At 67.8% G+C, this 24,565-nt stretch carries 17 protein-coding genes; 7 read left to right on the forward strand and 10 right to left on the reverse strand.

Annotated elements, in window-relative coordinates; translation table 11 throughout:
* Positions 1-114: 114 nt before the first annotated feature.
* On the reverse strand, positions 115-1,710 hold the full coding sequence (locus UU7_RS07145) for a tetratricopeptide repeat-containing sulfotransferase family protein (RefSeq protein ID WP_007806793.1): 1,596 nt from the start codon (positions 1,708-1,710) through the stop codon (positions 115-117).
* Between the two features lie 170 nt (positions 1,711-1,880).
* On the opposite strand from UU7_RS07145, the gene UU7_RS07150 reads away from it, so the two are divergent.
* Entirely contained in the window at positions 1,881-3,128 is a 1,248-nt protein-coding gene (locus UU7_RS07150) for a multifunctional CCA addition/repair protein (RefSeq protein ID WP_007806795.1), read from the forward strand.
* Between the two features lie 64 nt (positions 3,129-3,192).
* Positions 3,193-5,427 (forward strand): LTA synthase family protein, encoded by a 2,235-nt coding sequence (locus tag UU7_RS07155; protein WP_007806798.1) that lies wholly within the window; start codon positions 3,193-3,195, stop codon positions 5,425-5,427.
* On the opposite strand, the gene UU7_RS07160 is transcribed toward UU7_RS07155, so the two are convergent.
* From UU7_RS07160 to UU7_RS07170, 3 genes are all read right to left on the reverse strand, one after another.
* Positions 5,404-5,826, reverse strand: coding sequence for a VanZ family protein (locus tag UU7_RS07160; protein ID WP_007806800.1), 423 nt, complete (start codon positions 5,824-5,826; stop codon positions 5,404-5,406). The two genes, UU7_RS07155 and UU7_RS07160, sit on opposite strands and share 24 nt — an antisense overlap.
* Complete coding sequence (locus UU7_RS07165) at positions 5,823-7,016, reverse strand: class I SAM-dependent methyltransferase (RefSeq protein WP_007806802.1); 1,194 nt, start codon at positions 7,014-7,016, stop codon at positions 5,823-5,825. Before UU7_RS07165 ends, UU7_RS07160 begins: the two co-directional genes overlap by 4 nt.
* An 89-nt stretch (positions 7,017-7,105) precedes the next feature.
* Positions 7,106-9,280: a TonB-dependent receptor gene (locus UU7_RS07170; protein ID WP_007806804.1), complete on the reverse strand. Its 2,175-nt coding sequence runs from the start codon at positions 9,278-9,280 to the stop codon at positions 7,106-7,108.
* Positions 9,281-9,452: 172 nt separating this feature from the next.
* On the opposite strand from UU7_RS07170, the gene UU7_RS07175 reads away from it, so the two are divergent.
* Both UU7_RS07175 and UU7_RS07180 read left to right on the forward strand, forming a co-directional pair.
* Positions 9,453-10,268, forward strand: a complete 816-nt coding sequence (locus UU7_RS07175; protein WP_007806806.1) for a hypothetical protein — start codon at positions 9,453-9,455, stop codon at positions 10,266-10,268.
* A 54-nt stretch (positions 10,269-10,322) separates the two neighbouring features.
* Positions 10,323-11,099, forward strand: a complete 777-nt coding sequence (locus tag UU7_RS07180) for a pteridine reductase (protein WP_007806808.1) — start codon at positions 10,323-10,325, stop codon at positions 11,097-11,099.
* Between the two features lie 153 nt (positions 11,100-11,252).
* On the opposite strand, the gene UU7_RS07185 is transcribed toward UU7_RS07180, so the two are convergent.
* The 4 genes from UU7_RS07185 to folB all read right to left on the reverse strand — a co-directional run bounded on the left by UU7_RS07185 (position 11,253) and on the right by folB (position 14,484).
* Positions 11,253-12,113, reverse strand: a complete 861-nt coding sequence (locus UU7_RS07185) for a DUF6159 family protein (RefSeq protein ID WP_007806809.1) — start codon at positions 12,111-12,113, stop codon at positions 11,253-11,255.
* A 102-nt stretch (positions 12,114-12,215) separates the two neighbouring features.
* On the reverse strand, positions 12,216-12,704 hold the full coding sequence (gene folK / locus UU7_RS07190; protein ID WP_007806811.1) for a 2-amino-4-hydroxy-6-hydroxymethyldihydropteridine diphosphokinase: 489 nt from the start codon (positions 12,702-12,704) through the stop codon (positions 12,216-12,218).
* A gap of 3 nt (positions 12,705-12,707) precedes the next feature.
* The gene (locus tag UU7_RS07195) at positions 12,708-13,988 is read right to left on the reverse strand and encodes a mechanosensitive ion channel family protein (protein WP_007806813.1); all 1,281 of its coding nucleotides are present in this window, start codon (positions 13,986-13,988) and stop codon (positions 12,708-12,710) included.
* A 136-nt stretch (positions 13,989-14,124) separates the two neighbouring features.
* The gene (gene folB / locus UU7_RS07200) at positions 14,125-14,484 is read right to left on the reverse strand and encodes a dihydroneopterin aldolase (RefSeq protein ID WP_007806814.1); all 360 of its coding nucleotides are present in this window, start codon (positions 14,482-14,484) and stop codon (positions 14,125-14,127) included.
* A gap of 91 nt (positions 14,485-14,575) precedes the next feature.
* On the opposite strand from folB, the gene dbpA reads away from it, so the two are divergent.
* Both dbpA and UU7_RS07210 read left to right on the forward strand, forming a co-directional pair.
* Positions 14,576-15,955 carry an ATP-dependent RNA helicase DbpA gene (gene dbpA / locus UU7_RS07205; protein ID WP_007806816.1) on the forward strand — a complete coding sequence of 460 codons (1,380 nt, stop codon included), beginning with the start codon at positions 14,576-14,578 and terminating at the stop codon, positions 15,953-15,955.
* A gap of 29 nt (positions 15,956-15,984) precedes the next feature.
* Positions 15,985-16,761: a glutaminyl-peptide cyclotransferase gene (locus UU7_RS07210; protein ID WP_007806818.1), complete on the forward strand. Its 777-nt coding sequence runs from the start codon at positions 15,985-15,987 to the stop codon at positions 16,759-16,761.
* An 18-nt stretch (positions 16,762-16,779) separates the two neighbouring features.
* Here UU7_RS07210 and UU7_RS07215 read toward each other — a convergent pair whose 3' ends face one another.
* Positions 16,780-18,015 (reverse strand): TIGR03862 family flavoprotein, encoded by a 1,236-nt coding sequence (locus tag UU7_RS07215; RefSeq protein WP_083845955.1) that lies wholly within the window; start codon positions 18,013-18,015, stop codon positions 16,780-16,782.
* Positions 18,016-18,909: 894 nt separating this feature from the next.
* Between UU7_RS07215 and UU7_RS07220 the strand changes: the two genes are divergently transcribed.
* Entirely contained in the window at positions 18,910-21,705 is a 2,796-nt protein-coding gene (locus UU7_RS07220) for a protease pro-enzyme activation domain-containing protein (RefSeq protein WP_157581969.1), read from the forward strand.
* 127 nt (positions 21,706-21,832) lie between these two features.
* Here UU7_RS07220 and UU7_RS07225 read toward each other — a convergent pair whose 3' ends face one another.
* The gene (locus tag UU7_RS07225) at positions 21,833-24,517 is read right to left on the reverse strand and encodes a bifunctional diguanylate cyclase/phosphodiesterase (protein ID WP_007806825.1); all 2,685 of its coding nucleotides are present in this window, start codon (positions 24,515-24,517) and stop codon (positions 21,833-21,835) included.
* Between the last annotated feature and the right edge of the window lie 48 nt (positions 24,518-24,565).

Here is a 24,565-nt window from a genome sequence, read left to right on the forward strand (position 1 = left end):
CGGTCACTGGCTGATTCGCGTGAGCGCTTTCGGACAGGTGCCGGACGCGCGATGGGAAGGAGAGCGCAGGACGTGGTTTTCTTCACAGGCCCTGAAAATCCGCCGCTCCCAGATTCACGCCAGGCCCAGCAACACCCGCAACCGATCCAGCTTGCCGCCGTAGCGTGGCGCCCGTGGTTCCTGCCAGCGCAATGGCTCGCGCAACCGCGCGGTGTTGCCGGCCGCGCCCTGGCGCCGGTTGGCACGGACGTCCAGGCAGGCCTGGTCCTCATCGAGTCCGAGGAAGTTCAGCAGGCGATGCAGCTGCAGCGGCGGATCGGCCAGCAGCGACTCGTGCTGATGCACGAACACGCGCCCGCGATACAGCTGCTGCCAGTGCGCGCAGAGTCCGTCGCAGTCGCGCCAGAAACTCGCCAGCTCGTCGAGGTCGTAGCTGAACTCGTGGTGGACTGCGAACAACTGCCGATAACAGCTCAGGCAGTTCTCCAGCGGATCGCGGCGGCAATCCACCAGGCGCGCGCCGGGCAACATGGCCATCGCCGCGCCCATCAGGTGCCAGTCCTGGTCGCTCTGGTCGATGAAACAGCGCTTGCCGTCCTGCGCGCGCACGGCACGCGCCAGATAGTCGCGGCCAAGCCGTGCCCAGTCCGCCGGCGTCGCCTCGATGGTCCATTGGGGAAATTCCCGCTGCCGCCGCCCCGATTCCTCCTCGATCACGGCGCGCAAATGCTGCGGCCGCTCGTTGGCGTCCACCTGGGCATGACCGGCAAGCACGCGCCGCAGCAGGCCGCCGCCCGAACGTGGCAGCCCCATGAGAAAGACCACCTGCTCGCCCAGCTGCGGATCCTCGACCTCGCCCGGCGGCCGGGCGAAGGCCGCGCGGATGCGCGCGATCCGCGCGGACACCACCGCCGCATTCCAGTTCACCAGCTTGCGCTTCTGCCCGTTGGCCTTGCGCAGCACGCGAAACGCGGCATGGTAGTCGCCCTGATCCTCCAGGCAGCGAACCAGCGCGAAGCCCAGCATCACGCGCGCCTGTGGCGACGTGCCGGGACGTTGCATCGCCTGCTGCAGGCGGGCCAGGTCATCCTTCGAAAACGGTTCGACCTGCAACCGGGCCAGGCCGAGCCACGCCTCGGCGTGATCCGGCTCATGCCGCAAGGCCTCGCGATAATTGGTGCATGCGGCGGCCACCGCACCCAGACTGGCCTGGGCCTCGGCCAGCAGGCTGCGCATCACCGGATCTTCGGGGGCCAGGTCCACCGCCCGATGCAGCGCCGTGATCGCACCGGCCGTGCGCCCCTGCTGCTGGAAGGCACGGCCCAGACTGAACCAGGCCGGGGGAAAGTCGGGAGCCAGTTCGCAGGCGCGGCGCAGGGAAGAAAACGCGGTGGCAAACTCGCCCGCGCTGTACAGCGACATGCCCAGGTTCATGTGCAGCAACGCGTTGTCCGGAGCCGTGACCAGCGCCCGGCGCAGGATCGCCACCGCCCCGGCATGGTCGCCACGGATATGCGCCACCAGCCCCTGCAGGCGCTGCGCCTCGACAAAATCCGGCGCCATCGCCAGCACGTCGGCCAGCGCCGCGCCGGCGGCGTCCAGCTCGCGACGCGCCATCGCCACCGTGGCCTCGTCGTAGCGCTGGCGCGCCGCCGCCGGCAGGCCGGCGGTGCGGCCGAGCAGCAGCGGATGAACCTGCATTGCCACCATCTTGCGTTTCCCGGATTACCCCATGCAGCCAGCTTAAGCGAGGGGGGCCGCATCTGGAAGCAATGATCCGGACGGGCCATCCGCTGCGTACCTTCGTTTCCGGCATTCGCGGAAGACTTCACGCCCCGACGATTCTCCGTCGCGACAGGAGCCCGTGGCATCATCCCCCCATGCACATCTACCTGGTCGGCGGCGCGGTCCGCGACAAACTGCTGAAGCGCCCCGTGGTCGATCATGACCGCGTGGTGGTGGGTGCGACGCCGGAGGCCTTGCTGGCGCTGGGCTACAAGCCGGTGGGCAAGGATTTCCCGGTGTTCCTGCATCCGCAGACGGGCGAGGAATATGCGCTGGCGCGGACCGAGCGCAAGAGCGGGCGGGGCTATCACGGCTTCGTGTTCCAGACCGATGCCACGATCACGCTGGAACAGGACCTGGCGCGGCGCGACCTCACCATCAATGCGATCGCCGAGGACGAACACGGCGCGCTGACCGATCCGTTCGGCGGCGTGGCCGACATCGAGGCCCGGGTACTGCGCCACGTGTCCGAAGCCTTCGTCGAGGACCCGGTGCGGGTGCTGCGGGTGGCGCGGTTTGCCGCGCGTTTCGCGCCGCTGGGCTTCAGCGTGGCCGCGGAGACGATGACCCTGATGCAGCAGATGGTGCGCGACGGCGAGGTCGACCACCTGGTGCCCGAGCGGGTATGGGCGGAGACGCGCAAGGCGCTGGGCGAGGCCCGGCCGTCGGCGTTCCTGCGGGTGCTGCGCGAATGCGGCGCGCTGGCGGTGCTGTTCCCCGAAGTGGACGCGTTGTACGGCGTGCCGCAGCGCGCCGAGTTCCATCCGGAGATCGACACCGGCGTGCATGTGGAGATGGTGCTGGATGCCGCGGCGGCGCTGGCACCCGGCAACGACGTGGTGGGCTTCTGCGCGCTGGGCCACGACCTGGGCAAGGCGCTGACCCCGGCCGCCGAGCTGCCGCGCCACGTCGGCCACGAGCATCGCGGCGTGGCGCCGTTGCGCGCGCTGGCTGCGCGACTGAAGGTACCGACCGAACACGCCGCGCTGGCCGAACTGGTCTGCCGCGAACACTTGAATGTGCACCGCGCGCTCGAGCTGAAGCCGGCCACCGTACTGAAGCTGCTGACCGCGACGGATGCGCTGCGCCGGCCGGCGCGGCTGGATCTCTTTCTCGCCGCCTGCACCGCCGACAAGCGTGGCCGCCTGGGTCACGGCGAGGACGCCTACCCGCAGGCCGATTACCTGCGCCAGGCGCGGGCAGTCGCCGCCGCCGTCGAATCGGCCTCGTTCATTGCACAAGGCATGACCGGTCCGGCGATCGGACAGGCGATGGAGAACGCACGCATCCACGCGATCGCCGGGCTGAGGGCGAACCCCTCGGGACACCGATCCGCGGTATAAAGGCGCGATGATTTTGCCGCCCGCAACGGGCGGCGGCGTCCCCCTGCCTGCTTCGGAGTTGCCCGTGCCGCGTGCCTTTACCCGCCCCTCTCCCGTTCCCCAGCGCTTCCGTCCGCTGTGGTGGCTGGCGATCAGCTACCTGGTGATCACCTTCGCCACCCGCGTGGTGCTGCTGGTGATGTCGGGTGCCGAGGTGCCGCACACCGCGTTCAATCTTGCCTATGCGTTTGGCGTGGGACTGTTCTACGACGTGGTCACCTTCATCTACGTGGCGTGGCCGCTGGTGCTGTTCCTGTGGATCGTGCCGACCCGCTCGGGGCGGGTGGCGCCGCTGTTGCGCTGGCTGGCCTACGCCGTGGCGATGGCCCTGGCGTGCACGCTCTGCCTGGTCGCGCTGCACCTGCACTATCACGCCGGGCTGAAGGAAACCTGGCCGGTGCTGCTGCCGTTCCTGTTCGTGCTGCCGCTGGCCGCGTTCACCTATACCTCGCGCATCGGCCAGTGGGCGCTGTATGCGCTTGCGCTGCTGCTGATCTACGGCCTGCTGTTCGTCGGCGCTTCGGAACTGGTGTTCTGGAACGAGTTCAGCGTGCGCTTCAATTTCATCGCGGTGGACTATCTGGTCTACACCACCGAGGTGATCGGCAACATCCGCGAGTCGTACCCGATCGGCCTGTGGGTGAGCCTGCTGGCGGTGCTGGCATTGGTGGTGTTCGCGCTCGGTCGCCGCGCCTTGCGCGTGCGCGACGACGGCAGCCGCTTCTGGCAGCGGGGCAAGGTCGTGTTGCTGTGGCTGGTACTGACGGTGATCTCGGTGGCCACGGTCAATGGCAGCATGAAGGACCGCACCGGCAACAACTACGTCAACGAGCTGGCCGGCAACGGCATCTACCAGTTCTTCAACGCCTTCCGCAGCAGCCACCTCGACTACGCGAAGTTCTACCGCACCCTGCCCGACGACGACGCCTTCCGCCGCGTGCGCGAGATGCTGAAGACGCCGGATTCCAGCTATGTCAGCAGCGATCCGCACGACCTCACCCGGGCGATCCGCCACAGCGGCCCGGAGAAGCGCCTCAACGTGGTGCTGATCAGCGTGGAGAGCCTGTCCGGCGATTACCTGGGCACGTTCGGCAACCCGCAGAAGATCACCCCCTACCTCGACTCGCTGGTCGACCACAGCCTGTTCTTCGACAACTTGTACGCCAATGGCACGCGCACGGTGCGCGGACTGGAAGCGCTGTCGCTGTCGGTGCCGCCGACGCCCGGCGATTCGCTGCTGAAGGCGCATGACAACGAAAACCTGTTCTCGCTGGCGGACATCTTCAACGACCGCGGCTACCAGTCCGACTTCGTCTACGGCGGTTACGGCGAGTTCGACAACATGAACCAGTTCTTCGGCAGCAACGGCTATCGCACGGTGGACCGGCGCGACATTCCGAAGGGCGCCACGATCCACGGCGAGAACGTGTGGGGCGTGGCCGACGAGGACCTGTACACGCTGGCGCTGGGCCAGATGGACCAGATCCACGCCGCGGGCAAGCCGTTCTTCCTGCACATCATGACCACCTCGAACCATCGCCCGTTCACCTTCCCGGCAGGCCGGGTGAAGCAGGCCAACGGCACGCGCGAAGGCGCGGTGGCGTACACCGACTGGTCGATCGGCGACTTCATCCGCCGGGCCCGCGAGAAGTCCTACTTCGACGACACCGTGTTCGTGATCACCGCCGACCACTGCGCCTCCAGCGCGGGCAAGACCAGCGTGCCGGTCAACCGCTACCACATTCCGCTGTGGATCTATTCGCCCAAGCACATCCAGCCGCAGCGGGTGGACCGGCTGATGGGCCAGGTGGACATTGCGCCGACCGTGCTGGGCCTGCTCAATTTCAGCTATCGCACGCGCTTCTTCGGCTACGACCTGTTCCAGCTGGAAGCCGGCCGCGAACGGGCCTTCCCGGCCACCTACGAAAAGCTCGGCTATCTGCACGACGACGTGCTCACCGTGCTGGAGCCGCAGCGCAAGCTGGAGCAGATGAAGCCGGACTACGCCACCGGCGACGCCACGCCGATCACGCCGCAGGACCCGCAACAGATTGCCGACGCGGTGGCCTATTACCAGGTGGCCAGCGAGCTGTTCAAACGCGGCCAACTGGTGCGCCGCCCTGCGGATTCGACGCCGGTGGAGCCGCTGCCCGTGCCCGCCAGCCCGCTGCCCGCATCCCCCGTCTCGGCGCCCGCACCCGCCAGTCCGGCGCCGGCGCCCGCCAGTTCGGCCGGGTCAGCGCCGGCGACGATGCACTGAGAACGCTTCAACCCTCGCCAGTACCCTGGCGAGCGGCGTGCGCAGCAAGCCCAGCGCGATGACCACGCCGATGCCGTCGGCCAGCACGTCGAAGGCATCGGCATCGCGGGGCGGGTCCAGCCACTGGGCGCATTCGATGAGGACGCCGAACGCCAGGCAGCCCAACGCCGCCCACATGCGCGGACCCCGGTCGCGATAGACATTGCCCCACCAGCCCATCAGGCAGGTGAAGGTGATCGCGTGCAGCAGCTTGTCGCCGTACGGGAAAACCAGCGTGATGCCCGGGTCGGGCGTCAGCGCCATCCACAGCGTCCAGCCCATGATCAGCCCGCCGAGCACCACCCAGGCGCGATGCCAGCGCAGCCGTCCAGACGGCTGGACGCGGACCGCTTCGATCAAAGCCGGCCACCCTGGTCGGCTGCCAGCAACTCGGCCGGCAGCGGCAACGCTTCGAGCCCACGCGCCAGCAGCATCGCCTGGAAGCGCTCGCCCATCTGGTCGGGCAACATCAGGCGCTTCACCTGCTGGGACAGCCGGTAGCGGGCGTGTTCGTCGGGCGCCTTTTGGTGGGCATCCTCGAACACCTGCTGCAGGCCTGCGCCGATCAGGAACTGCGCCTGGGGCAGATACGCCGCCACCCCGAAACCGGCGCTGTTGCCGGCCTCGGCCAACGCGGTGAAATCGACCGAGGCAGTGAGGTCGTTCAGGCCCGGCAGGTACAGCGGGTCGTTGTGCGCATGGTGGCGGTAGTGCGCCATCAGGGTGCCGTCGTCGCGCTCGGGCAGGTAGAACTCGCGGCGCACATAGCCATAGTCGACGAAGAGCATCAGTCCGGCCACCAGCGAACCGGCCACCGCCTGCACCCAGTACGGCAGCTGCGGCAGGATTTCCGAGCGATAGCCGTCGGCGAATTCGGCGCCCAAGTCGCGCTCGACGTGACGCACGGCGCCAGACACCAGCGCATCGGCCGGTCGATCGGTGCGCTTCAGGCGACCTTCGCCGTCCAGCACCACATGTTCTTCGAACACTTCGCCATCGCGCATGCTGAAGCGCGTGGCCGGCAGGGCATCGATCACCTCGTTGGCGAACAGCACACCGCGCCAGTCCTGCTCCGGCGGCCGATCCAGCCATTGCACGCGCGCGTTGAGTCCGGCCGGAAGATTCGCCAGCAGGCGCTCGCGCTGGCGCTCGCGCAGGTCGGCGCTCGGCTCCAGGATCAGGTAATTCCGCGGCAAGCTGCCGGCGGCCGCGAGCGCCTTCAGCGCGGACTCGGCGAACGCGCCGCTGCCGCCACCGAGTTCGAGGAAGTCCGCCTGCTCGCCCAGCATCGCCAGCACCGGCTGCACCGCGTTCACCACGCAGCCGGCGAACAGCTCGCCCAGTTCCGGCGCGGTGACGAAGTCGCCGGCCTCGCCGAACTTGGTGCGACCGGCGCTGTAGTAGCCCAGCCCCGGCGCGTACAGGCAACGCTCCATGTATTGCGCGAATGGCATCGGCCCGTGCGAGGCGATCTGCTCGCGCAGCAGTTGCAGCAGGTGATCGGAGTGGGCGCGCTCGTCGGCGCCCGGTTCGGGTAAACGGGTTTGCATGGATGCGGCCCTGAAATTCAGCGCCGCAAGGATAGCGGATGAAGCCGCCGATCCCGCGTGACGGATGCCGTCGCCACGCGGGCCGGGGCTCAGAAATCCTTCTGCAGGCTCAGGTACACGCCGCGACGCGGGCCGAATTGCGGGGCGCCCACGCCGATGCCGCTGCCATCGCGCAACTCGTAGGTGCGGTCGAGCGCATTGATCACCGCCAGTTGCGCGTGCAGCTTGCCGAAACCGTCGAAGGCGAAGTCGTGCGCGACGTTGAGGTTCAGCTGGAAGTACGCGGGTAGCGAGGCGCCGTTCGGCACGTCGCCGTCCTTGCGCAGGCCGCTGCCGAAAAGGTAGTCGGCGCCGACGCGGGTGCTGTCGTTCAGCGCGAGGTTGACGCCACCGGACGAGGTGAGCCTCTGGTCGTGGTCGAGGAAGATCCAGTGGTTGTTGACGTAAGCCAGGTCGTCGGGATCGAAGTTGTACTGGCTGGTGATGATGCGCCGGCCGATCGCCTTGCCCAGCGAGGCGTTGAAGTACGCCGACAGCGGGCCCTGCTCGTAATTGGCGGTGAACTCCACGCCCTTCACCCGGCCCGCCGCGTAGTTGAAGGTGGAATAGACCAGGGCGGAACCGAACTGGCCTTCGTCCTGCAGGCGCTGCACCTTGCGGTAGTAGGCGTCCACGCCCACGGTCCAGGCCGAGCCGAGGTTCTGCGAGATGCCTGCGTCGAAATAGTCCGAGCGTTCGGCCAGCGGCGTGTTGTTGCCGGTGTCCGCCACGGCGTTGGTGGTGCCGTCGAATTTCGCGATGTTGCTGCTGGCGATCATCTCGGTCGCTGGCGGCGTGAAATAGCGCGAATAGCCGGCATGCACCACGGTGCTCCCGGTGGCCTGCCAGACCAGGCCGGCGCGGGGGCTCAGCTGGCTCTCGCTGCGCACCAGCTGATAGCGGTCGCCACGCAGGCCGTAGTTCAGCGTCCAGTTGGCGCCGAGGCTCCATTCGTCCTGCACGTAGGCCGACCAGGTCCTTGCGGTGAGGCGGCTGGCGTCGAGGATGTTGACCGGCGTGGTGCTGGCCTGGTGGCCGTCGGCGTCGACCGGAAACGCCCACGCATTGTTGCCGCTGGCCGCACGCTCGAAGCTGCCGTAGACGCCGTAGCGCAAGGTGTGGCGATCGCCCATCGGCGTGGCGAAGTCCGCTTGCAGCGTGCTGGCCCGGTTGCTGCGGGTGACGGCTGAGGCGACGCCGTTGAACATCAGTTCGCCGATCCGGTCCGGCGCATAGGCGAGGCCGCTGTAACGCTGGCCCACCGACACCTGATAGCCGGTGGCGCCCAGCTTGCCCTGCAACGCAAGCACGCCGAAGCGGGTGTTCTCGCGCTGACGCTCGTCGAGATCGGCGGAATTGAAATCCACCGTATCCAGATAGCCGAATGCCGGCTGTTGACCCGGATTGTTCGGAATCTGGAAGCGGTTGTTGGCCACACCGAACAGGAAGCTCAGGCGGGTATCGTTGTCGATCAGGTAGCTGATGTCGCCGAAACCCTTCGCTTGATTGGTGTGGTCGTGGATCGGCTTGCGGCTCGCCGTGGGATTCTCGATGCCGGCATCGTTCTCCATGTAATTGCCGGTGAAGAACCAGCTCCAGCGATCGTGGCTGCCCCATACCGACGCGTTCGGGTTCAGCGTGGCGTTGCTGCCGCCGGTGATGCCCACGCTGCCGCCATTGCCGAGGTCGTGGCCGCTCTTCGTGGTGATGTCGACCACCGCCGCCGTGCGCAGGCCGTACTGGGCCGGCAACGCACCATCGAGCAGCTTCACGGTGTGGATCGTGCGCGCGTCGAGACTCTGGCCGAAACCGCCGATCGACTCGGGAATGATCACGCCGTTGATGCGGTACTGCAGGTTCGCGTGGTCGCCGCGGACGTGCAGGCCGCCGTAGGAATCCTGCACCACGCCCGGCGCCTGCAGCAGCACCTGGTTGATCGGCGTCGATGCACCCAGCGGCAGCTGCGCGATCGCCTGGTGATCGATCACGTACTGGCTGCTGCCGGTATCGGGCGACAGTGCGTTGCGTGCCTGGTCGAGCGCGCCCGACACCGAGATCGCATCCAGATCCTGCACCTGCGGTTGCCGGTTGCGACTGCCGCTGTCGGCCGGATCGTCGCCATGCGCCGCCGCGGTGGCAGCCGCGGGGTCGGCAACGGTAGCGTGGACGGCGAGCGGCATGGCCAGTGCGACGGCAAGCGCCAGGGCGAGCGGGGAGTGTGTCATCGGGAGTTCCGGCGGGGACGAGGAAATTGTTGTGATGTTATAACATAACTTTCATGACTTCCGGCCGCCCGTGCCGGAAGTCACGCGTCGCGTTGAACCCCGCTTCACGCGCACTCCCTAGACTGCGAAGGACGCAGCTGCACGCATTCGCCCCATCCGCCCGGAGTCGCCCATGAGCAAGTCACCCAGCCAGCAGGTTCCCGCGGTCATCGCGCCCGGCGAGCCGGGCAGGATCACCGCGGCGATCCTCGATTTCGTCAGCGAAGTGCCGGACAGCCGGATCGACAGCAGCAGGGACCCGGCGAACAAGGCGCGCAGGCTGGCCAGCCGCGCCGCCCAGCGCGCCGCGCTGACCGCGGGCTCGCTGGCCTTGCCGCCGGGCCCGCTGGGCTGGCTGACCTTGCTGCCGGAGCTGATCGCGATCTGGAAAATCCAGGGCCAGATGGTCAGCGACATCGCCGCTGCCTATGGCCGCCACGCGAGTCTGGGGCGCGAGCAAATGATGTGGTGCCTGTTTCGCCACACCGCGGCACAGGCCTTCCGCGACCTGGTGGTGCGCATGGGCGACCGGCTGATCTTCCGCCGCATGTCGTGGGGCGTGGCCCAGCGCGTGGCGAAGCAGATCGGCGTGAAGTTCACCCAGCGCACGCTGAGCAAGGGCGTGTCGCGCTGGCTGCCAGTGGTCGGCGCGCTGGGCGTCGGTGCCTATGCGTATTACGACACCGGACAAGTGGCCGCCACCGCGATCGAGATGTTCGAGAGCGAGGTGACGATCGAGGAAGCAGCCGACGCGGACGCCGCGGCCACCGGCAAACCAAGGCCGGCGCCGAAGCCGAAGCCGAAGCCGGCAGCGAAAGCGGCGCGGCGGGTAGCCGGCAAGCTGGTCGACAAGGCGGTCGCCACGGCCGCCCGCAAGGTCGCCGGCGCCGCGCAAAAAGCTGCCGGCAAGACGCGCCCGAAGAAACCCGACCCGCCGCAGCGCGGGTGACGCTGACGCGGCTTTGCGGCAAGCTGCAGGCTGCACAGTTGCCGGAGCCGCCGCATGCCACCTTCCGATGATCGACCCGGTGCAGATCGACCCGGCGCGGCTCGACCCGTCGCGCTGATCACCGGCGCCGGCCGCCGGGTCGGCGCGGTGATCGCGCGGACGCTGCATGCAGCGGGCTACGACGTGGCGCTGCACTACCGGCATTCGGCCACCGACGCACGCGCGCTGGCCGACGAGCTCGAAGCGCAACGCGGCGCCAGCACCCTGCTGCTTCAGGCCGAACTCGCCGAGCTGTCGGCGTTGCCCGGCATGATCGATCGGTTACTCGCGCGCTATGGCCGGCTCGATGCGCTGGTCAACAACGCGTCGGCCTTTTTCCCCACGCCCGTGGACACGGCCACCGCCGAACAGTGGAGCGCGCTGTTCGCCTCCAACGCGCAGGCGCCGTTCTTCCTCAGCCAGGCCGCCATCCCCGCGCTGCGCGCGTCGCGCGGCGCCATCGTCAACATGGTCGACATCTATGCCGAGCGTCCGCTGGCCGGGCATCCGCTGTACTGCATGGCCAAGGCCGCGCTGGCCGCGATGACCCGCTCGCTGGCGCTGGATCTGGGCCCCGACATCCGGGTCAACGGCATCGCCCCCGGCGCCGTGCTGTGGCCGGGCGACGGCAAGGCCTACGACGACCAGCAGGCGATGCTGGCTCGCACGCCGCTCAAGCGCGCCGGCGCGCCGGACGACGTGGCCAGTGCGGTGCTGTGGTTGCTGCGCGATGCGCCGTTCGTGACGGGGCAGATCATCCGGGTGGATGGGGGAAGGACGTTGGCGGTGTGAGGTTGGGGGCGTCGCTTCGATGGGCGACGCGGCGGCGTGGACCCCACCCCTGCCCTCCCCTGCACGCAGGGGAGGGTATCCCGGTTGCTTCGAGCTTCTGCTTTGCTCCCTCCCCTGCGTGCAGGGGAGGGTCGGGGTGGGGTCGCTCTTGCGCTACTTCTTCTTCGGCGCAAACGCCTGCTGCAACAGGGCCTGGTCGAAGCCCACACTGGCCTCGCCAGCTTCGGCGTAGCGATACAGCGCCGCCGAATAGATGCCTTGCAGCGAAGACTGGATCAGGGCCAGCAGGACGAAACCCACCACCACGATCACCGCCGCCAGCACGATCGCGACGACCGACTGCATCGCCACCGCGCCACCGATCAGCACGGCACTGACCAGCACCGCCAGGAACATCAGCAGTCCGAACACGACGCCGATGCCGCCGTTGCCGATGAGGTTTTCGCCCCAGCTGCGCTTGAGCAGTTCGACGCTTTCTTTCACCGCGTCGACCGGACCGACATCCTTGCTGGCCAGCACCGGCACCACCAGGAAGGTGGCCACGGTCCAGGCCAGTCCGATGAAGCCGATCACCAGCCGACCGATCAGGCCCAGCCGCTCCTGGATCATCCGCAGCAGCAGGCCCACCGTGGCGGCGATCAGCGCATAGCCGAAGATCTGCGGCAGCTTCGAGCGCGCCAGCGCCAGGCCCGCGCCCACGCTGGTCGGTTCGCCGCGCAGATGCATCAGCGCCACGCCGGTCAGGGCGGTCTGGAAGAAGATGATCACGAAATACTGCACCAGGTAGAACGCGAACATCAGCAGGTAGCTGCCCACCGACATGCGCTGATGGAAGTCCTCGCCCGCGTGCGCGCCGCCGATCACCATCATGCCCACCGGCACCAGGAAACTGGCCGCCACCAGCAGGGTGCACAGGCCCGACAGCAGCGGAAACACCAGCAACGACTTGTCCGAGCGCAACACCGCGGCGCTCGCCTTCATCAACGCCCAGCTGCGGGCAAATTTTCCGGCCATGTTCCTGCTCCCCTCGATCGTGGACACGCATTCAGACAGACGGGCCCGGCCCCTGAGGTGCCTTTCTAGCATCCGCGCGGCGAACACGACAGTGCGTCGCGTTCAGTCGGCCAGCGAGTCGGCCTGCAACGGTTCGTTCCCCGCGGGAAAGGCCGCCCACAACTCGGCCATGCTCCGCCCGCTGACCGGATGGCGGAAGCCCGGTGCGATATCGGCGATCGGCCGCAACACGAACGCATGCTGCAGCTCGTTGCGGGGAATCTGCAGATGGCCAGGACCGTCCAGCACCAGGTCGTCGTAGAACACGATGTCGACATCCAGCGTGCGATCGGAGTAGCGCGGCACGTCGCGGCGGCGGCCGTGGCGATCCTCCAGCGCGTGCAGCCAGTCGTTCAACGCCTCGGGTACCAGTTCGGTATCCAGTCCTGCGGCCAGGTTCACGAAGGCGGCGCCATCGAAGCCCACCGGGGCGCTGCGATACGCCGGCGACACCACCAGCTCGCCGAAGTGCTCGCGCAATTCCGTCAGCGCCGCACGAAGATGGCGGTGCGGTTCGAGGTTGGAACCCAGGCTCAGATAGACACGCGCCACCGCTCACGCCTCGTCAAGTTGGATCGCCCGCCGATCGACCGTCGATTTTGCCGGGGTTTCGCCGCGCAGCGCCAGCGCCGAACGCACGTCCTGGCCGGAAGGCTGCTGGTAGAGCGCCAGCCCGAACTCCGGCAGCAGGGCAAACAGGTGGTCGAAGATGTCTGCCTGGATGCCTTCGTACTCGGCCCAATCCACCGTGTCGGTAAAGCAGTACAGCTCCAGCGGGATGCCCTGCGGGCCGCTGGCCAGCTGGCGAACCATGCAGCTCAGCTGGTGGTGGATCTGCGGATGGCCATCCAGATAGGCCTGCACGTAGGCGCGGAACGTGCCCAGGTTGGTCAGCCGCCGCCGATTCGCCGCAACGCCGGCCGCATCGCCCAGCGCCTCGTTCCACTGCTCCACGTCGCGCTCCCTCGACGGCAGGTACTCGGCCAACAGCTGCAGGCGCGACAGTCGGCGGATCTCCCGCTGATCAAGGAAACGCACGCTGGCGGCATCCAGATGCAGCGCGCGCTTGATCCGCCGCCCGCCGACTTCCTGCATGCCGCGCCAGTTCTTGTACGAATCGGAGATCAGCCGCCAACTGGGGATGGTGGTGATCGTCTTGTCCCAATTGCGCACCTTGACCGTATGCAGCGCGATATCGATCACGTCGCCATCGGCGTTCAACTGCGGCATCTCGATCCAGTCGCCCACACGCAGCATGTCGTTCGAGGACAGCTGCACGCCGGCCACGAACCCGAGGATGGTGTCCTTGAAAACCAGCATCAGCACGGCCGACATCGCGCCCACGCCCGAAAGCAGCAAGCCGACCTGCTTGCCGGTGACGGCGGCGATGATGACCAGTGCGGCAACGATGAACAGGCCGATCTTGACCAGTTGTAGCAAGCCCTTGATCGGGCGCTGCTGGCCCCGCGGGGTGCGCTGGTACATGGCCTCGCTGGCCGACAGCACGGCGCTGACCGCCATCACCACGCAGAGCACCACCAGCGCCGTCATCGCCTTCCCCAGCAGCGCTTCGATCCGCTCCGGCACGCCGGGCACCAGCACGATGCCGTACTGGACAATCAGCGCCGGCAGCGCGCGCGCCAGCCAGCGGAACGTGCCATAACCGAGCAGGGCGTCGTCCCAGCCGGTGGCGGTGCGCCGCGCGATACCGCCGACCAGCCGGCGCAGCAGACGATGCATCAGCTGGCCGGCCAGCCAGGCCAGCGCGAGCAGGGCGAGCACGCCCAGCGTGGTTTGTATCCAGGGAAGATCCAGCAGATCCTGCAGTCGTTGCATCGGAGCGTCCTGTCGGCTCGTGGGTCGCACGCGGCAGAAAACACGCGCGGATCGGGGCGGCATGGCGCGCGGAACACCGCGTCAACCGGGAAACATGGGGTCTGCGCGGCGACGAAACAACCGCTGGCGCCGTGCGCTACTGTGGCCGCATGCCACGCTCGATGCGCACGCCCACCGACTTCGCGCCGCGCACGGCGCCGGGCTTGGACAACTTCAGCCGCACCCAGCTCACCCCGAATTCCTCGCGGATGATCGCCGCGCAGCGCTCGGCCAGTGTTTCCACCAGGCCGAAGCTCGACGCGCCCACGTAGTCGATCAGTCGCTTCGACACGTCCTTGTAGTTCAGCGTCAGCGCGATGTCGTCGCTGGCCGCCGGCAGCGTGTTGTCGAACGCCATCTCGATGTCGAACGCCAGTGTCTGCCGCACGCGGCGCTCCCAGTCGTAGATGCCGATGACGGCATCGATGCGCAGGTCTTCGATGAAAACGATATCCATGACGGTATTCATTGGGGCGACAGCCGTAGAGGGTCGACGAGACGGCGTCGGGATGCAAGTCGCGAGCAGGCACCCGTGCGATCATGGACACATGACCGCCTTCAGCACGCTCCCGCTCAAACCCGCCCTGCTCGCCAGCGTGGAAACCCTCGGCTATGCCGAAATGACCCCGGTGCAGGCACAAAGCCTGCCGCCGATGCTGGAGGGCCGCGACGTGATCGCGCAGGCGCAGACCGGCAGCGGCAAGACCGCGGCGTTCGGCTTGAGCCTGCTGCAGTCGATCGATGTCGACACGATCCGGCTGCAGGCGCTGGTGCTGTGCCCCACCCGCGAACTGGCCGACCAGGTCAGCAAGGCGATCCGCAAGCTGGCCGCGAACATCCCCAACGTCAAGCTGCTGACCCTGTGCGGCGGCATGCCGCTGGGCCCACAGCTGGCTTCGCTCACGCACGACCCGCACATCGTGGTCGGCACGCCCGGCCGCGTGCAGGAGCACCTGAAGCGGCAGAGCCTGCACGGCGGCGGGATCAGGGTGCTGGTGCTGGACGAGGCCGACCGCATGCTCGACATGGGCTTTTCCGAAGCCATCGACGACATCATCGGACGCATCGCGAAACATCATCAGACCCTGCTGTTTTCGGCCACCTATCCGGACGAGATCCGCGCGGTGAGCCAGCGCGTGCAGCAGCATCCGGTCGAGGTCACGGTGGATGCACCGGCCGAGGAGAGGCCGGCGATCGAGCAGCGTTTCCACGAAGTGGAGCCGGCGCAGAAACTGGACGCGCTGGTGCAACTTCTGGGCGGCGAGCGCAGCGAGCAGGCGCTGGTGTTCTGCAACATGCGCCGCGACGTGGATGCGGTGGCGCAGGAGCTCGACCGCCGCGGTTTCTCCGCGCTGGCCCTGCACGGCGACATGGAGCAGCGCGACCGCGACGAGGTGCTGGTGCGTTTCGCCAACCACAGCTGCGCGGTGCTGGTGGCCACCGACGTGGCGGCGCGCGGGCTGGACATCGTGGCGCTGCCGCTGGTGGTCAGCTACGACATCGCCCACGACCCGGAAACCCACACCCACCGCATCGGCCGCACCGGTCGCGCCGGCCAAGTCGGCCTCGCGATTACCTTGTGCACGCCGCGCGAGCGGCCGAAGGCGGGGAACATCGAGGAATTGACCGGCGTGCCGCTGCCATGGCGACCGCTGAAGATCGCGCCGCCACGCGGCAAGACCCTGCACCTGGCGCCGATGAAGACCCTGGTGATCGACGCCGGTCGCCAGGACAAGCTGCGCCCCGGCGACATCCTGGGCGCGCTCACCGGCGACGCCGGGCTGGACGCGAAGGACATCGGCAAGATCGACGTGTTCGCCACCCGCGCCTACGTGGCGATCACCCGCGCCCTGGCCAACAAGGCGCTGGAACGGTTGCGCGCAGGCAGGATCAAGGGACGCAATTTCCGCGTGCGGCCGTTAGGCTGAGCGCAACCATCTCGCCGGACGTTTCCGCCATGCCACGCTGGTTCCACCGCACGCTCGCCTTCCTGCTGTTCGCCTCGGTGGCGCCCGCATGGGCCGCGATACCGGTTTACGGCTACCAGGTGGTGCACGCCTGGCCGCACGACACCGCCGCCTACACCGAAGGGCTGTTCTACAAGGACGGCCATCTGTACGAGAGCACCGGCCAGGTCGGCGAGTCGACGGTGCGCAAGGTGGCGCTGGAGACCGGCGAAGTGCTGCAGCGCCATCGCCTGCCCCGCCAGTATTTCGGCGAGGGCATCGTCGACTGGAAGGGCCGCATGGTGCAGCTCACCTGGCAAAGTGGGACGGGCTTCGTCTACGACCTGGCCAGCTTCACCCCGCAGAAGACCTTCAGCTACCCCGGCGAAGGCTGGGCGCTGACCCGCGACGACCGCCAGCTGTACATGAGCGACGGCACGGCGGAGCTGCGCGTGCTGGACCCGGAAACGCTGGCCGAGGTTCGCCGCATCCAGGTCACCGCCGATGGCGTGCCGGTCACCCATCTCAATGAACTGGAATGGGTCGACGGCGAGATCTACGCCAACGTGTGGCTGACCGACCGCATCGCCCGCATCGATCCGGCCAGCGGCCACGTAGTGGGCTGGATCGATCTGTCCGGCCTGTTCGACATCAGCCAGCTGCCGAACCCGGTCGACGACGTGCTCAACGGAATCGCCTGGGACGCGGCAGGCAAGCGCCTGTTCGTCACCGGCAAGTGCTGGCCAAGGCTGTTCGAGATCCGGCTGGTGCGCCGCGCGGATCGTTGAGCCGCCGAGCGCGAACGGCTAACGCCGCAGCCACGCCGCCGCGCCGCGCCCTGCCATCAGGCCGCTGGCGAAACAGGCGGTGAGCAGGTAACCGCCGGTGGGCGCTTCCCAGTCCAGCATCTCGCCGGCGCAGAACACGCCGGGGCGCTCGCGCAGCATCAGCGTGTCATCCAGCGCTTCCAGCCGCACGCCGCCGGCGGTGCTGATCGCCTCGACCACCGGACGCGGTGCACGCAAGTGCAACGGCACGGCCTTGAGCCGCGCCGCCAGCGCCGACGGATCGGCCAGCGTGGGCTTGTCCAGCAGTTCGAACGCCAGCGCGCTTTTGGCCGCGTCCAGTCCGGCGCGACGGCGCAGCCAGTCGCCGATGCTGTGCTTGCCGCGCGGCGCGGCGAGGCGTTCGGCCAGCACCGCCGCGGCGTAGCCGGGCACCAGGTCCAGCATCAGCAGCGCCTCGCCACGTTCGCGGATCTGCTCGCGCAACTCGGCGCCGATCGCGTACACCAGGCTGCCCTCGATGCCGTATTCGCTGAGCACGAACTCGCCCTGCCGCGAATGTGCGACGCCTTGCCGGTCCACCCAGTGCGCCACCACCGGCTTCAACGGCGCGCCGGCGAAGCGGCTGGACAGGTGTTCGCTCCATGGAATCTCGAAACCGCAGTTCGCCGGCTGCAGGGGCGCGATGTCGATGCCCGCCTGCTGCAGCGGCGCCAGCCAGGCGCCGTCGGAACCCAGTTGCGGCCAGCTGGCGCCGCCCAGCGCAAGGATCACGGCATCGACAGGCACCACGCGTTGCCCCTGCGGCGTGGAAAAATGCAGCGCGTCGTGCGCCTGCCAGCCCAGCCAGCGGTGGTGCATGTGGAAGTTCACCCCGGCTTCGCGCAGCCGGCGCAACCAGCCGCGCAACAGCGGTGCGGCCTTCAGGTCACGCGGGAACACCCGGCCCGAACTGCCCACGAAAGTCTCCACGCCCAGGGCGGCGGCCCACGCACGCAGCGCGTCCGCATCGAAGGCGTCGAGCCAGCGCGCCACCTCGTCGCGGCGCGCGCCGTAGCGTTTGACGAAACCGGCGCGGGGTTCGGCGTGGGTCAGGTTGAGGCCGCCCTTGCCGGCCAGCAGGAATTTCCGCCCGACCGAGCCTTTCGCGTCGTACAGGTCGACCGTTGCGCCGGCGGCACACGCGGCCTCCGCCGCCATCAATCCGGCCGGGCCACCGCCGATGATCGCCAGCCGGGCTGAAGTTTGTTGAGTCATCCGGGCATGGTCGCACGCTGCCCGGGCAAAAAGAATTCGCGTGCCGGCGCGGCGCCGTCGCGCGCGCATTTTTTGCTGAATTGAGCCTGACTGGAAAATCTCCGCGAATCCCGTTCCGGTGAAACACCAGCCTGCTCCTTCGGGTAATGGCGCCCAAGATATTGCGATTACCATTTGGTAATGGAACGAAAGCGCAATCTATTGCGCAATTGACGACGCGTAAAACCACGCGGACCCGGATATCGCAGCATCCTGATAATCCAATCAAAGTCCATGACCGCTTCCGAATGGTCATGTTTCGCGCCGCCAGGCCCGATCGTCGAGTCGGGGCACAAACGGCCGTGCGTAGCCATTTACTCGATGTTTCGACCGTGTCATTGCGCCAATCCCATTAACCGAAAGTAATTGCGATGCTTGCCGTTGCATTAGCACCTGCAGCGATGTGACATGGATCACTCGGCATCCGAAAAAATCCTATTGACCGTTTCTCGAGACAAACCCTAACGTCCACTGATTCGCCAATGGGTCGATTGGCGAACAGACCCCAGCGACGCCATGCGATCAGGCATGGCGCCGGCTTGAACGAGAAAGGGAAATCCGTGCGCCACCCTGACGACGTCATGGGAGGGAAGGACACAGCACGCGCGGGGTCGGAAGACATCCACAAAGCCAAGGCGGCCGTGCCTGTTCGCGGCATTCCATGAGGTCCGCGCGACCCCGGGGGTTCGTGCGTCCTCGAAAAGCCCGGAAGTGCCTGTTTCGGATCACTTGCGCCCGCTGCCGGGCCAGCGATGCAAGCCCGATTTTGCACCGAGCCACGGAATACGTGGCCTGCCCTCAGGTTCGACGGACAGCCGTGTCCGTCGCCTTCATCCACTGATTGGGAATTCGTCCATGACAAACCACGCTGGTCTTCGAGGTATGGCGGCACCGAACTATCGCAAGGCCCTGCTGCCTGCGGCTCTTGCGCTGGCCATGATGTCGTTGTCGGCGCACGCCGCCGACAACTGGGTCGCCACGCGCACCGGCCCCGCGCTGCTGAACACCGCGGCACCCGTCACCACCGCGTCCACGCTGTCCACCCAGGCCACGACCCCGCGCTACAGCCTCAACATGACCGGCAACCCCAGCCTCGCCGGCACCATGGTCAGCCCGCTGGAGGCCAGCCAGCCGCTGCATGTCGCGGTCAGCCTCAAGTTGCGCCACGCCGATCAGCTCGACCAGTTCCTGCAGCAGCTCAACCAGCCCGGCAGCCCCGGGTACCACCAGTACCTCACGCCCGCCCAGTTCAAGGCCAGGTTCGCGCCGACCGATGCGCAGGTGCAGGCGGTGGTCGCCCATCTGCAGCAGAGCGGCTTCACCAACATCGAGGTGGCCGGCAACAACCAGCTGATCACCGCCGATGGCAACGCGCTCAACGTGACCAGCGCGTTCCGCACCAACATGAAGCGCTTCGAGTATCGGGGCAGACCGCACTTCGCCAATGATTCCGTCGCCTCCGTGCCGCAGGCGCTGGGCAATATCGTCAACGCCGTGGTCGGCCTGCAGAACGTGGTCGTCAAGCACACCATGTTCCACAAGGCCACCCTGGTCACCGCCCAGACCCAGGCCGCCAGCGCGGTCGCCCACAGTCCGGCCGACTTCTCCGCGATCTATGGCGGCAGCAGCATGCCGGCCGCGACCAACACCACGGTCGGCGTGATCACCTGGGGCAAGATGACCCAGGTGATCACCGACCTGGGCAGCTTCACCAGCAGCGCCGGCCTGCCCACGGTCAACACGCAGACCGTCAACGTCGGCAGCGGCACGTTCTGGAACGACGCCGACTCCAACGTGGAATGGGCGCTGGACTCGCAGTCCATCATCGGCACCTCCGGCGGCGTGCAGAAGCTGATCTTCTACGCCGCGGTCAACGGCACCAACGACGGCTCGCTGACCGACGCCGGCATCAGCGCCGCGTACAACAAGGCGGTCACCGACAACGTCGCCAAGGTGGTGAACATCTCGCTCGGCGAAGACGAGACCGCCGCCAACAGCTCGGGCACGCTGGCCACGGACGACCAGATCTTCGCCCAGGCTGCCGCGCAGGGGCAGACGTTCTCGGCCTCGGCCGGTGACGAAGGTGCCTACGAATCGTACGGCGGCGACCTCTACAAGCACGGCACGACCACGCTGCTGTCGGGCGTCAGCCTCAGCAACTATTCGGTCAGCGAACCGGCGGTATCGCCCAACGTGATCGCCGTGGGCGGCACCACGCTTTCCACCAACGGCGCGGCCTGGTCCGGCGAGACCGTGTGGAACGAGGGGCTGTCGCAGGATGGCAACAACACGGCCGACGACCGCCTGTGGGCCACCGGCGGTGGCGTGAGCAAGTACGAGGCGGCACCGGCATGGCAGACCAGCGCCCTGGGCAGCTCGATCACCAAGCGCGTGCTGCCCGACGTGGCATTCGATGCGGCGCAGTCGACGGGGGCACTGATCTACGCCAACGGCAGCCAGTACCAGGTCGGCGGCACCAGCCTGGCCTCGCCGATCTTCGTGGGCGCCTGGGCGCGCATCCAGTCGGCGAACGGCAACGCGCTGGGCTTTCCCGCCTCGAAGTTCTACGCCGCATTCCCCGGCAACCCCTCGCTGCTGCATGACGTGACCTCGGGCAACAACGGTTACAACGGCTATGGCTACAACGCGGCTGCCGGCTGGGACTACACCACCGGTTTCGGCAGCTTCAACATGGGCGCGGTGAGCACCTATGCGCAGGCCAACTGGGGCGGCAGCACGCCACCGGCCAACAACCCGCCGGTGGCGAGCTTCGGCGACACCACCAGCGGCCTGACCGCCAGCTTCACCGACAGCTCCACCGACAGTGACGGCACGATTGCCTCGCACTCGTGGAACTTCGGCGACGGCGGCACCTCGACGACGGCCAGCCCGAGCCACACCTACGCCGCCGCGGGCACCTATACCGTGTCGCTGACGGTGACCGACAACGACGGCGCCAGCAACACCAGCACGCAGTCGGTGACGGTGACAGCTGCCGGCGGCGGCGGTGGCAACGTGCTGCAGAACGGCGTGGCGCTCACCGGCCAGGCCGCCGCCACCGGGGCGCAGCTGGCCTACACCGTGGTGATTCCCGCCGGCGCGACCAACTTGGTGATCGCCGAATCCGGCGGCACCGGCGACGCGGATCTGTACACGAAGTTCGGTTCCGCGCCGACCCTGTCCAGCTATGACTGCCGTCCATACGTCAGCGGCAACAGCGAAAGCTGCACGGTGGCCTCGCCCCAGGCAGGCACCTACTACGTGATGTTGAACGGCTATGCCGCGTTCTCCGGGGTCAGCATCAAGGCCACCTGGAGCACGGGCGGCGGCGGTGGTGGCAACGTGCTGCAGAACGGCACGCCGGTGACCGGCCTGCATGCCACCAAGAGCAACGCGGTGAACTACACGATGGTGGTACCCGCCGGCGCCAGCAACCTCAAGTTCGCGATCTCCGGCGGCACCGGCGACGCCGACCTGTACGTGAAGCGCGGCTCGGCACCCACCACCAGCAGCTACGACTGCCGCCCCTACGTAGCCGGCAACAGCGAGACCTGCAACATCTCGCCGTCCACCGCAGGCACCTACTACGTCATGGTGCGGGCCTACAGCAGCTACAGCGGTGTCACGCTGACCGGCAGCTACACGCCGTAAGCGGTTGCAGACCTGAGGAGCGCACGGAGGCGCACCCGCATTCAGGCAGGGACCAGGCCCGGTCGGCAACGACCGGGCCCTTCTGCATATGGACGTCCAGACGTCCATGGATTGCGCTGCCGAACACTCAGTCGCGCTGGAACACCGCCAGCTCGGGATGATGCAGGCTGAAGCCCTGCACCCGGTTCACGCCCAGCGCGGTCAGCGCCTGCACGGTCTCGGCGTCGGCCACCCATTCGGCGATCACCTCCAAGCCCAGCCGATGCCCGATGTCGGTCACCGCCTTGACCATCAGGTGACTGACCGGATCGGTGAGCATGTCGCGCACGAAGCTGCCGTCGATCTTGATGATGTCCAGCGGCAAGTTTTTCAGATAGGTAAACGAGGACATGCCCGCGCCGAAATCGTCCAGCGCGATGCGGCAACCGGCGCTGCGCAACAAGGCCATGCAGCGCACCACCTGGGACAGGTTGCGCACCGCCACGGTCTCGGTGATCTCGAAGCACACCCGCGAAGGCTCCACCCGGTAGCGCTGCAGCAGTTCGATGATCCGGTCGACCAGGGCCGGGTCCTCGATGCTGGCGCCGGACAGGTTGATCGCCACCATGTCCAGCCGGTTGCCGGCCGGATGCAGCCGCTCGAAGTTGGCCAGCGTGGTCTCGATCACCCAGCGGTCGACCGACGGCATCAGGCCGTAGCGCTCCGCCGCCGGCAGGAACACGCCGGGCACCACCAGCTGCCCGGACTCCTCGCGGAAACGCAACAGCATCTCGATGCCCGGCTCGGCGCCGTCGCCCAGCGGCAGTGGCCACACTTCCTGGTAGGTGAGCTGCAGGCGATGTTCGTCGACGGCCCAGCGCAGGCGGTTGGCCCACTCCATCTCGCTGCGCCGGCGCACCGTCTGGTCGTCGCGCTCGGAGTAGAAGTGCACGCGATTGCGGCCGGACTCCTTGGCCACGTAGCAGGCGGTGTCGGCCTGGGTCAGCAGATCCTTGGCCGAGATGCCGGCCGGCTCGGCGACCACGCCGCCGATGCTGGCACTGATCGTGTAGCTGCGCTGTTCCCAGATGAACACGTATCCGTCGATGCAGCGACGCACGCGTTCGGCGATCCGCTCCGCTTCCTGCTGGTCGGCCACCCGGGTCAGCAGCACCCCGAACTCGTCGCCGCCGAGCCGGGCCAGCACGTCGGTGCCGCCCAGCTGCTTGCGCATCACGATCGAAAGCTGGGCCAGCAGCTGATCGCCGGCGAGATGACCCGAGGTGTCGTTGATCAGCTTGAACTGGTCGAGGTCGACGTACAGCAGCACGATGATCGGCGGGCCCGCCACGCCGGCCGCCAGCGAATCGTGCAGGCGGCGCTCGAATTCGCGCCGGTTGTACAGATCGGTCAACGCATCGTGGCTGGCCTGGTGACTGAGCAGCTCGGTCAGCTGGCGCTGTTCGGTGATGTCACTGGCCACCATCAGCAACTTGCCAACTCCGCCCAGCTCGATGCGCGAGATCGCCACGCTGGCCCAGAAGTGCGCGCCGGCTGTGTTGTGCAGGCGCGCCTCGATCCGGCTGCAGCCCCGGGTTTCGGCATCGCTCAGCTGCCCGCGCAGGATCTCGTCGTCGAACAGGTCGGGCAGGCGCTGCTCGGTGACCTGGTCACCGAGGCGATCGCGCGAGGTGCGGTTCGCGTAGGTGATCCGGCCGCCATCGACTTCGGCCAGCAGCACCAGCGCGGGCAGCAGTTCGTTCAGGGCGCGGAAGCGCTCCTCGCTCTCGCGATAGCGCCGGCTCATCTGCCAGCCCAGCTCGAGCGCGCGCTGCCGCGTCCCGACGATGGAATACACCAGCAGAGCCAGCAGCAGGCTCACCAGCAGGCCGCCGGGCAGGGTCGACTGGCGCCAGTCGATCGCGGGAGGAGTGGTGTCGCGTGGCTGCATCACCACGTCCCAGACCCGACCGCCGTAGGCCAGTCGACGCTCGAAACGATAGTCGCCGCGGACATCCGGCGTGCCGGGCATCGAGTCGAACAGCGGCAGCACGTGGCCGACTTCCGTCACGTCGGCCAGCTGCAGCCGCAGATCGCGTCGCACGTCATCCTGCAGGACGCTGTCGATCAGCGTGCTGACGCGAAAGGACACGGCGATCGAGCCGCGCATGCGCTGGTGCCGTTGCGCGAGCGATTGCGGCGGGTCGCCCGGGCTGAACACGGGCAGGCGCAGGGTGATGCCGTCCTCGGTGCCGCTGGCGCCCCGCTGCTGCACCGGGCGAAACGGTGCGGACAGGGTGGCCTGGTCGCTGTCGCGCGAGGCCAGCAGGCCAGCCAGGTTGTTCGGCTGCGCCCCCACATCCAGGCCGATCACCGCCGCATTGCCGCTGGCAGGCTCGACCCATCGCGTCATGTAGCGCTCGCCCGCGCCATCCTGTTCGCGTTGCGCATAGGCCAGCGCCAGCAGGCTGGGAAACTGCTCGCGCGGGCGCAGGTTGGTGTAGAAGTTGGCGAACTCGACCTGGGTCACCTGGTCAGACGCGAGGAACAGCGTCTGCACGGCGCGCAACATCGCTTCGGCCGAATGCAGCTTGTCCTGCAGCGCCGCGAACGTCTTGTTGGCCAGTTCGCCACGAACAAAGGACTGCTCGGCCAGGCGGCGTTGCTGCTGCTGGTGATGCACGGACAGCGCCAGGGCCAGTCCGCCCAGCAGGACCAGCAGGCTCCACAGCCACGCGCTGAGCCGCCATGGTGATGGCTTGGCCAGCGACAGCCGGGCGTCATGGCCTTCCCGCTGATCCGCCCGGGCCGGGTCAAGCTCGTCGCGATCCATGTTCTCTGGCAGCTCCCGCGCTCAGCGTCCGTTGGCCGCGATGGTACA

It is taken from the genome of Rhodanobacter spathiphylli B39, from assembly GCF_000264295.1.
GTDB lineage: Bacteria > Pseudomonadota > Gammaproteobacteria > Xanthomonadales > Rhodanobacteraceae > Rhodanobacter > Rhodanobacter spathiphylli.

Excerpts from the sequence above, each read along its gene's own strand:
- UU7_RS07145 (WP_007806793.1), bottom strand. The coding sequence starts at position 1,710 with ATGGTGGCAATGCAGGTTCATCCGCTGCTGCTCGGCCGCACCGCCGGC.
- UU7_RS07150 (WP_007806795.1), top strand. The coding sequence starts at position 1,881 with ATGCACATCTACCTGGTCGGCGGCGCGGTCCGCGACAAACTGCTGAAG.
- UU7_RS07165 (WP_007806802.1), bottom strand. The coding sequence starts at position 7,016 with ATGCAAACCCGTTTACCCGAACCGGGCGCCGACGAGCGCGCCCACTCC.
- UU7_RS07170 (WP_007806804.1), bottom strand. The coding sequence starts at position 9,280 with ATGACACACTCCCCGCTCGCCCTGGCGCTTGCCGTCGCACTGGCCATG.
- UU7_RS07175 (WP_007806806.1), top strand. The coding sequence starts at position 9,453 with ATGAGCAAGTCACCCAGCCAGCAGGTTCCCGCGGTCATCGCGCCCGGC.
- UU7_RS07180 (WP_007806808.1), top strand. The coding sequence starts at position 10,323 with ATGCCACCTTCCGATGATCGACCCGGTGCAGATCGACCCGGCGCGGCT.
- UU7_RS07185 (WP_007806809.1), bottom strand. The coding sequence starts at position 12,113 with ATGGCCGGAAAATTTGCCCGCAGCTGGGCGTTGATGAAGGCGAGCGCC.
- UU7_RS07195 (WP_007806813.1), bottom strand. The coding sequence starts at position 13,988 with ATGCAACGACTGCAGGATCTGCTGGATCTTCCCTGGATACAAACCACG.
- folB (WP_007806814.1), bottom strand. The coding sequence starts at position 14,484 with ATGGATATCGTTTTCATCGAAGACCTGCGCATCGATGCCGTCATCGGC.
- dbpA (WP_007806816.1), top strand. The coding sequence starts at position 14,576 with ATGACCGCCTTCAGCACGCTCCCGCTCAAACCCGCCCTGCTCGCCAGC.
- UU7_RS07210 (WP_007806818.1), top strand. The coding sequence starts at position 15,985 with ATGCCACGCTGGTTCCACCGCACGCTCGCCTTCCTGCTGTTCGCCTCG.
- UU7_RS07215 (WP_083845955.1), bottom strand. The coding sequence starts at position 18,015 with ATGACTCAACAAACTTCAGCCCGGCTGGCGATCATCGGCGGTGGCCCG.
- UU7_RS07220 (WP_157581969.1), top strand. The coding sequence starts at position 18,910 with ATGACAAACCACGCTGGTCTTCGAGGTATGGCGGCACCGAACTATCGC.
- UU7_RS07225 (WP_007806825.1), bottom strand. The coding sequence starts at position 24,517 with ATGGATCGCGACGAGCTTGACCCGGCCCGGGCGGATCAGCGGGAAGGC.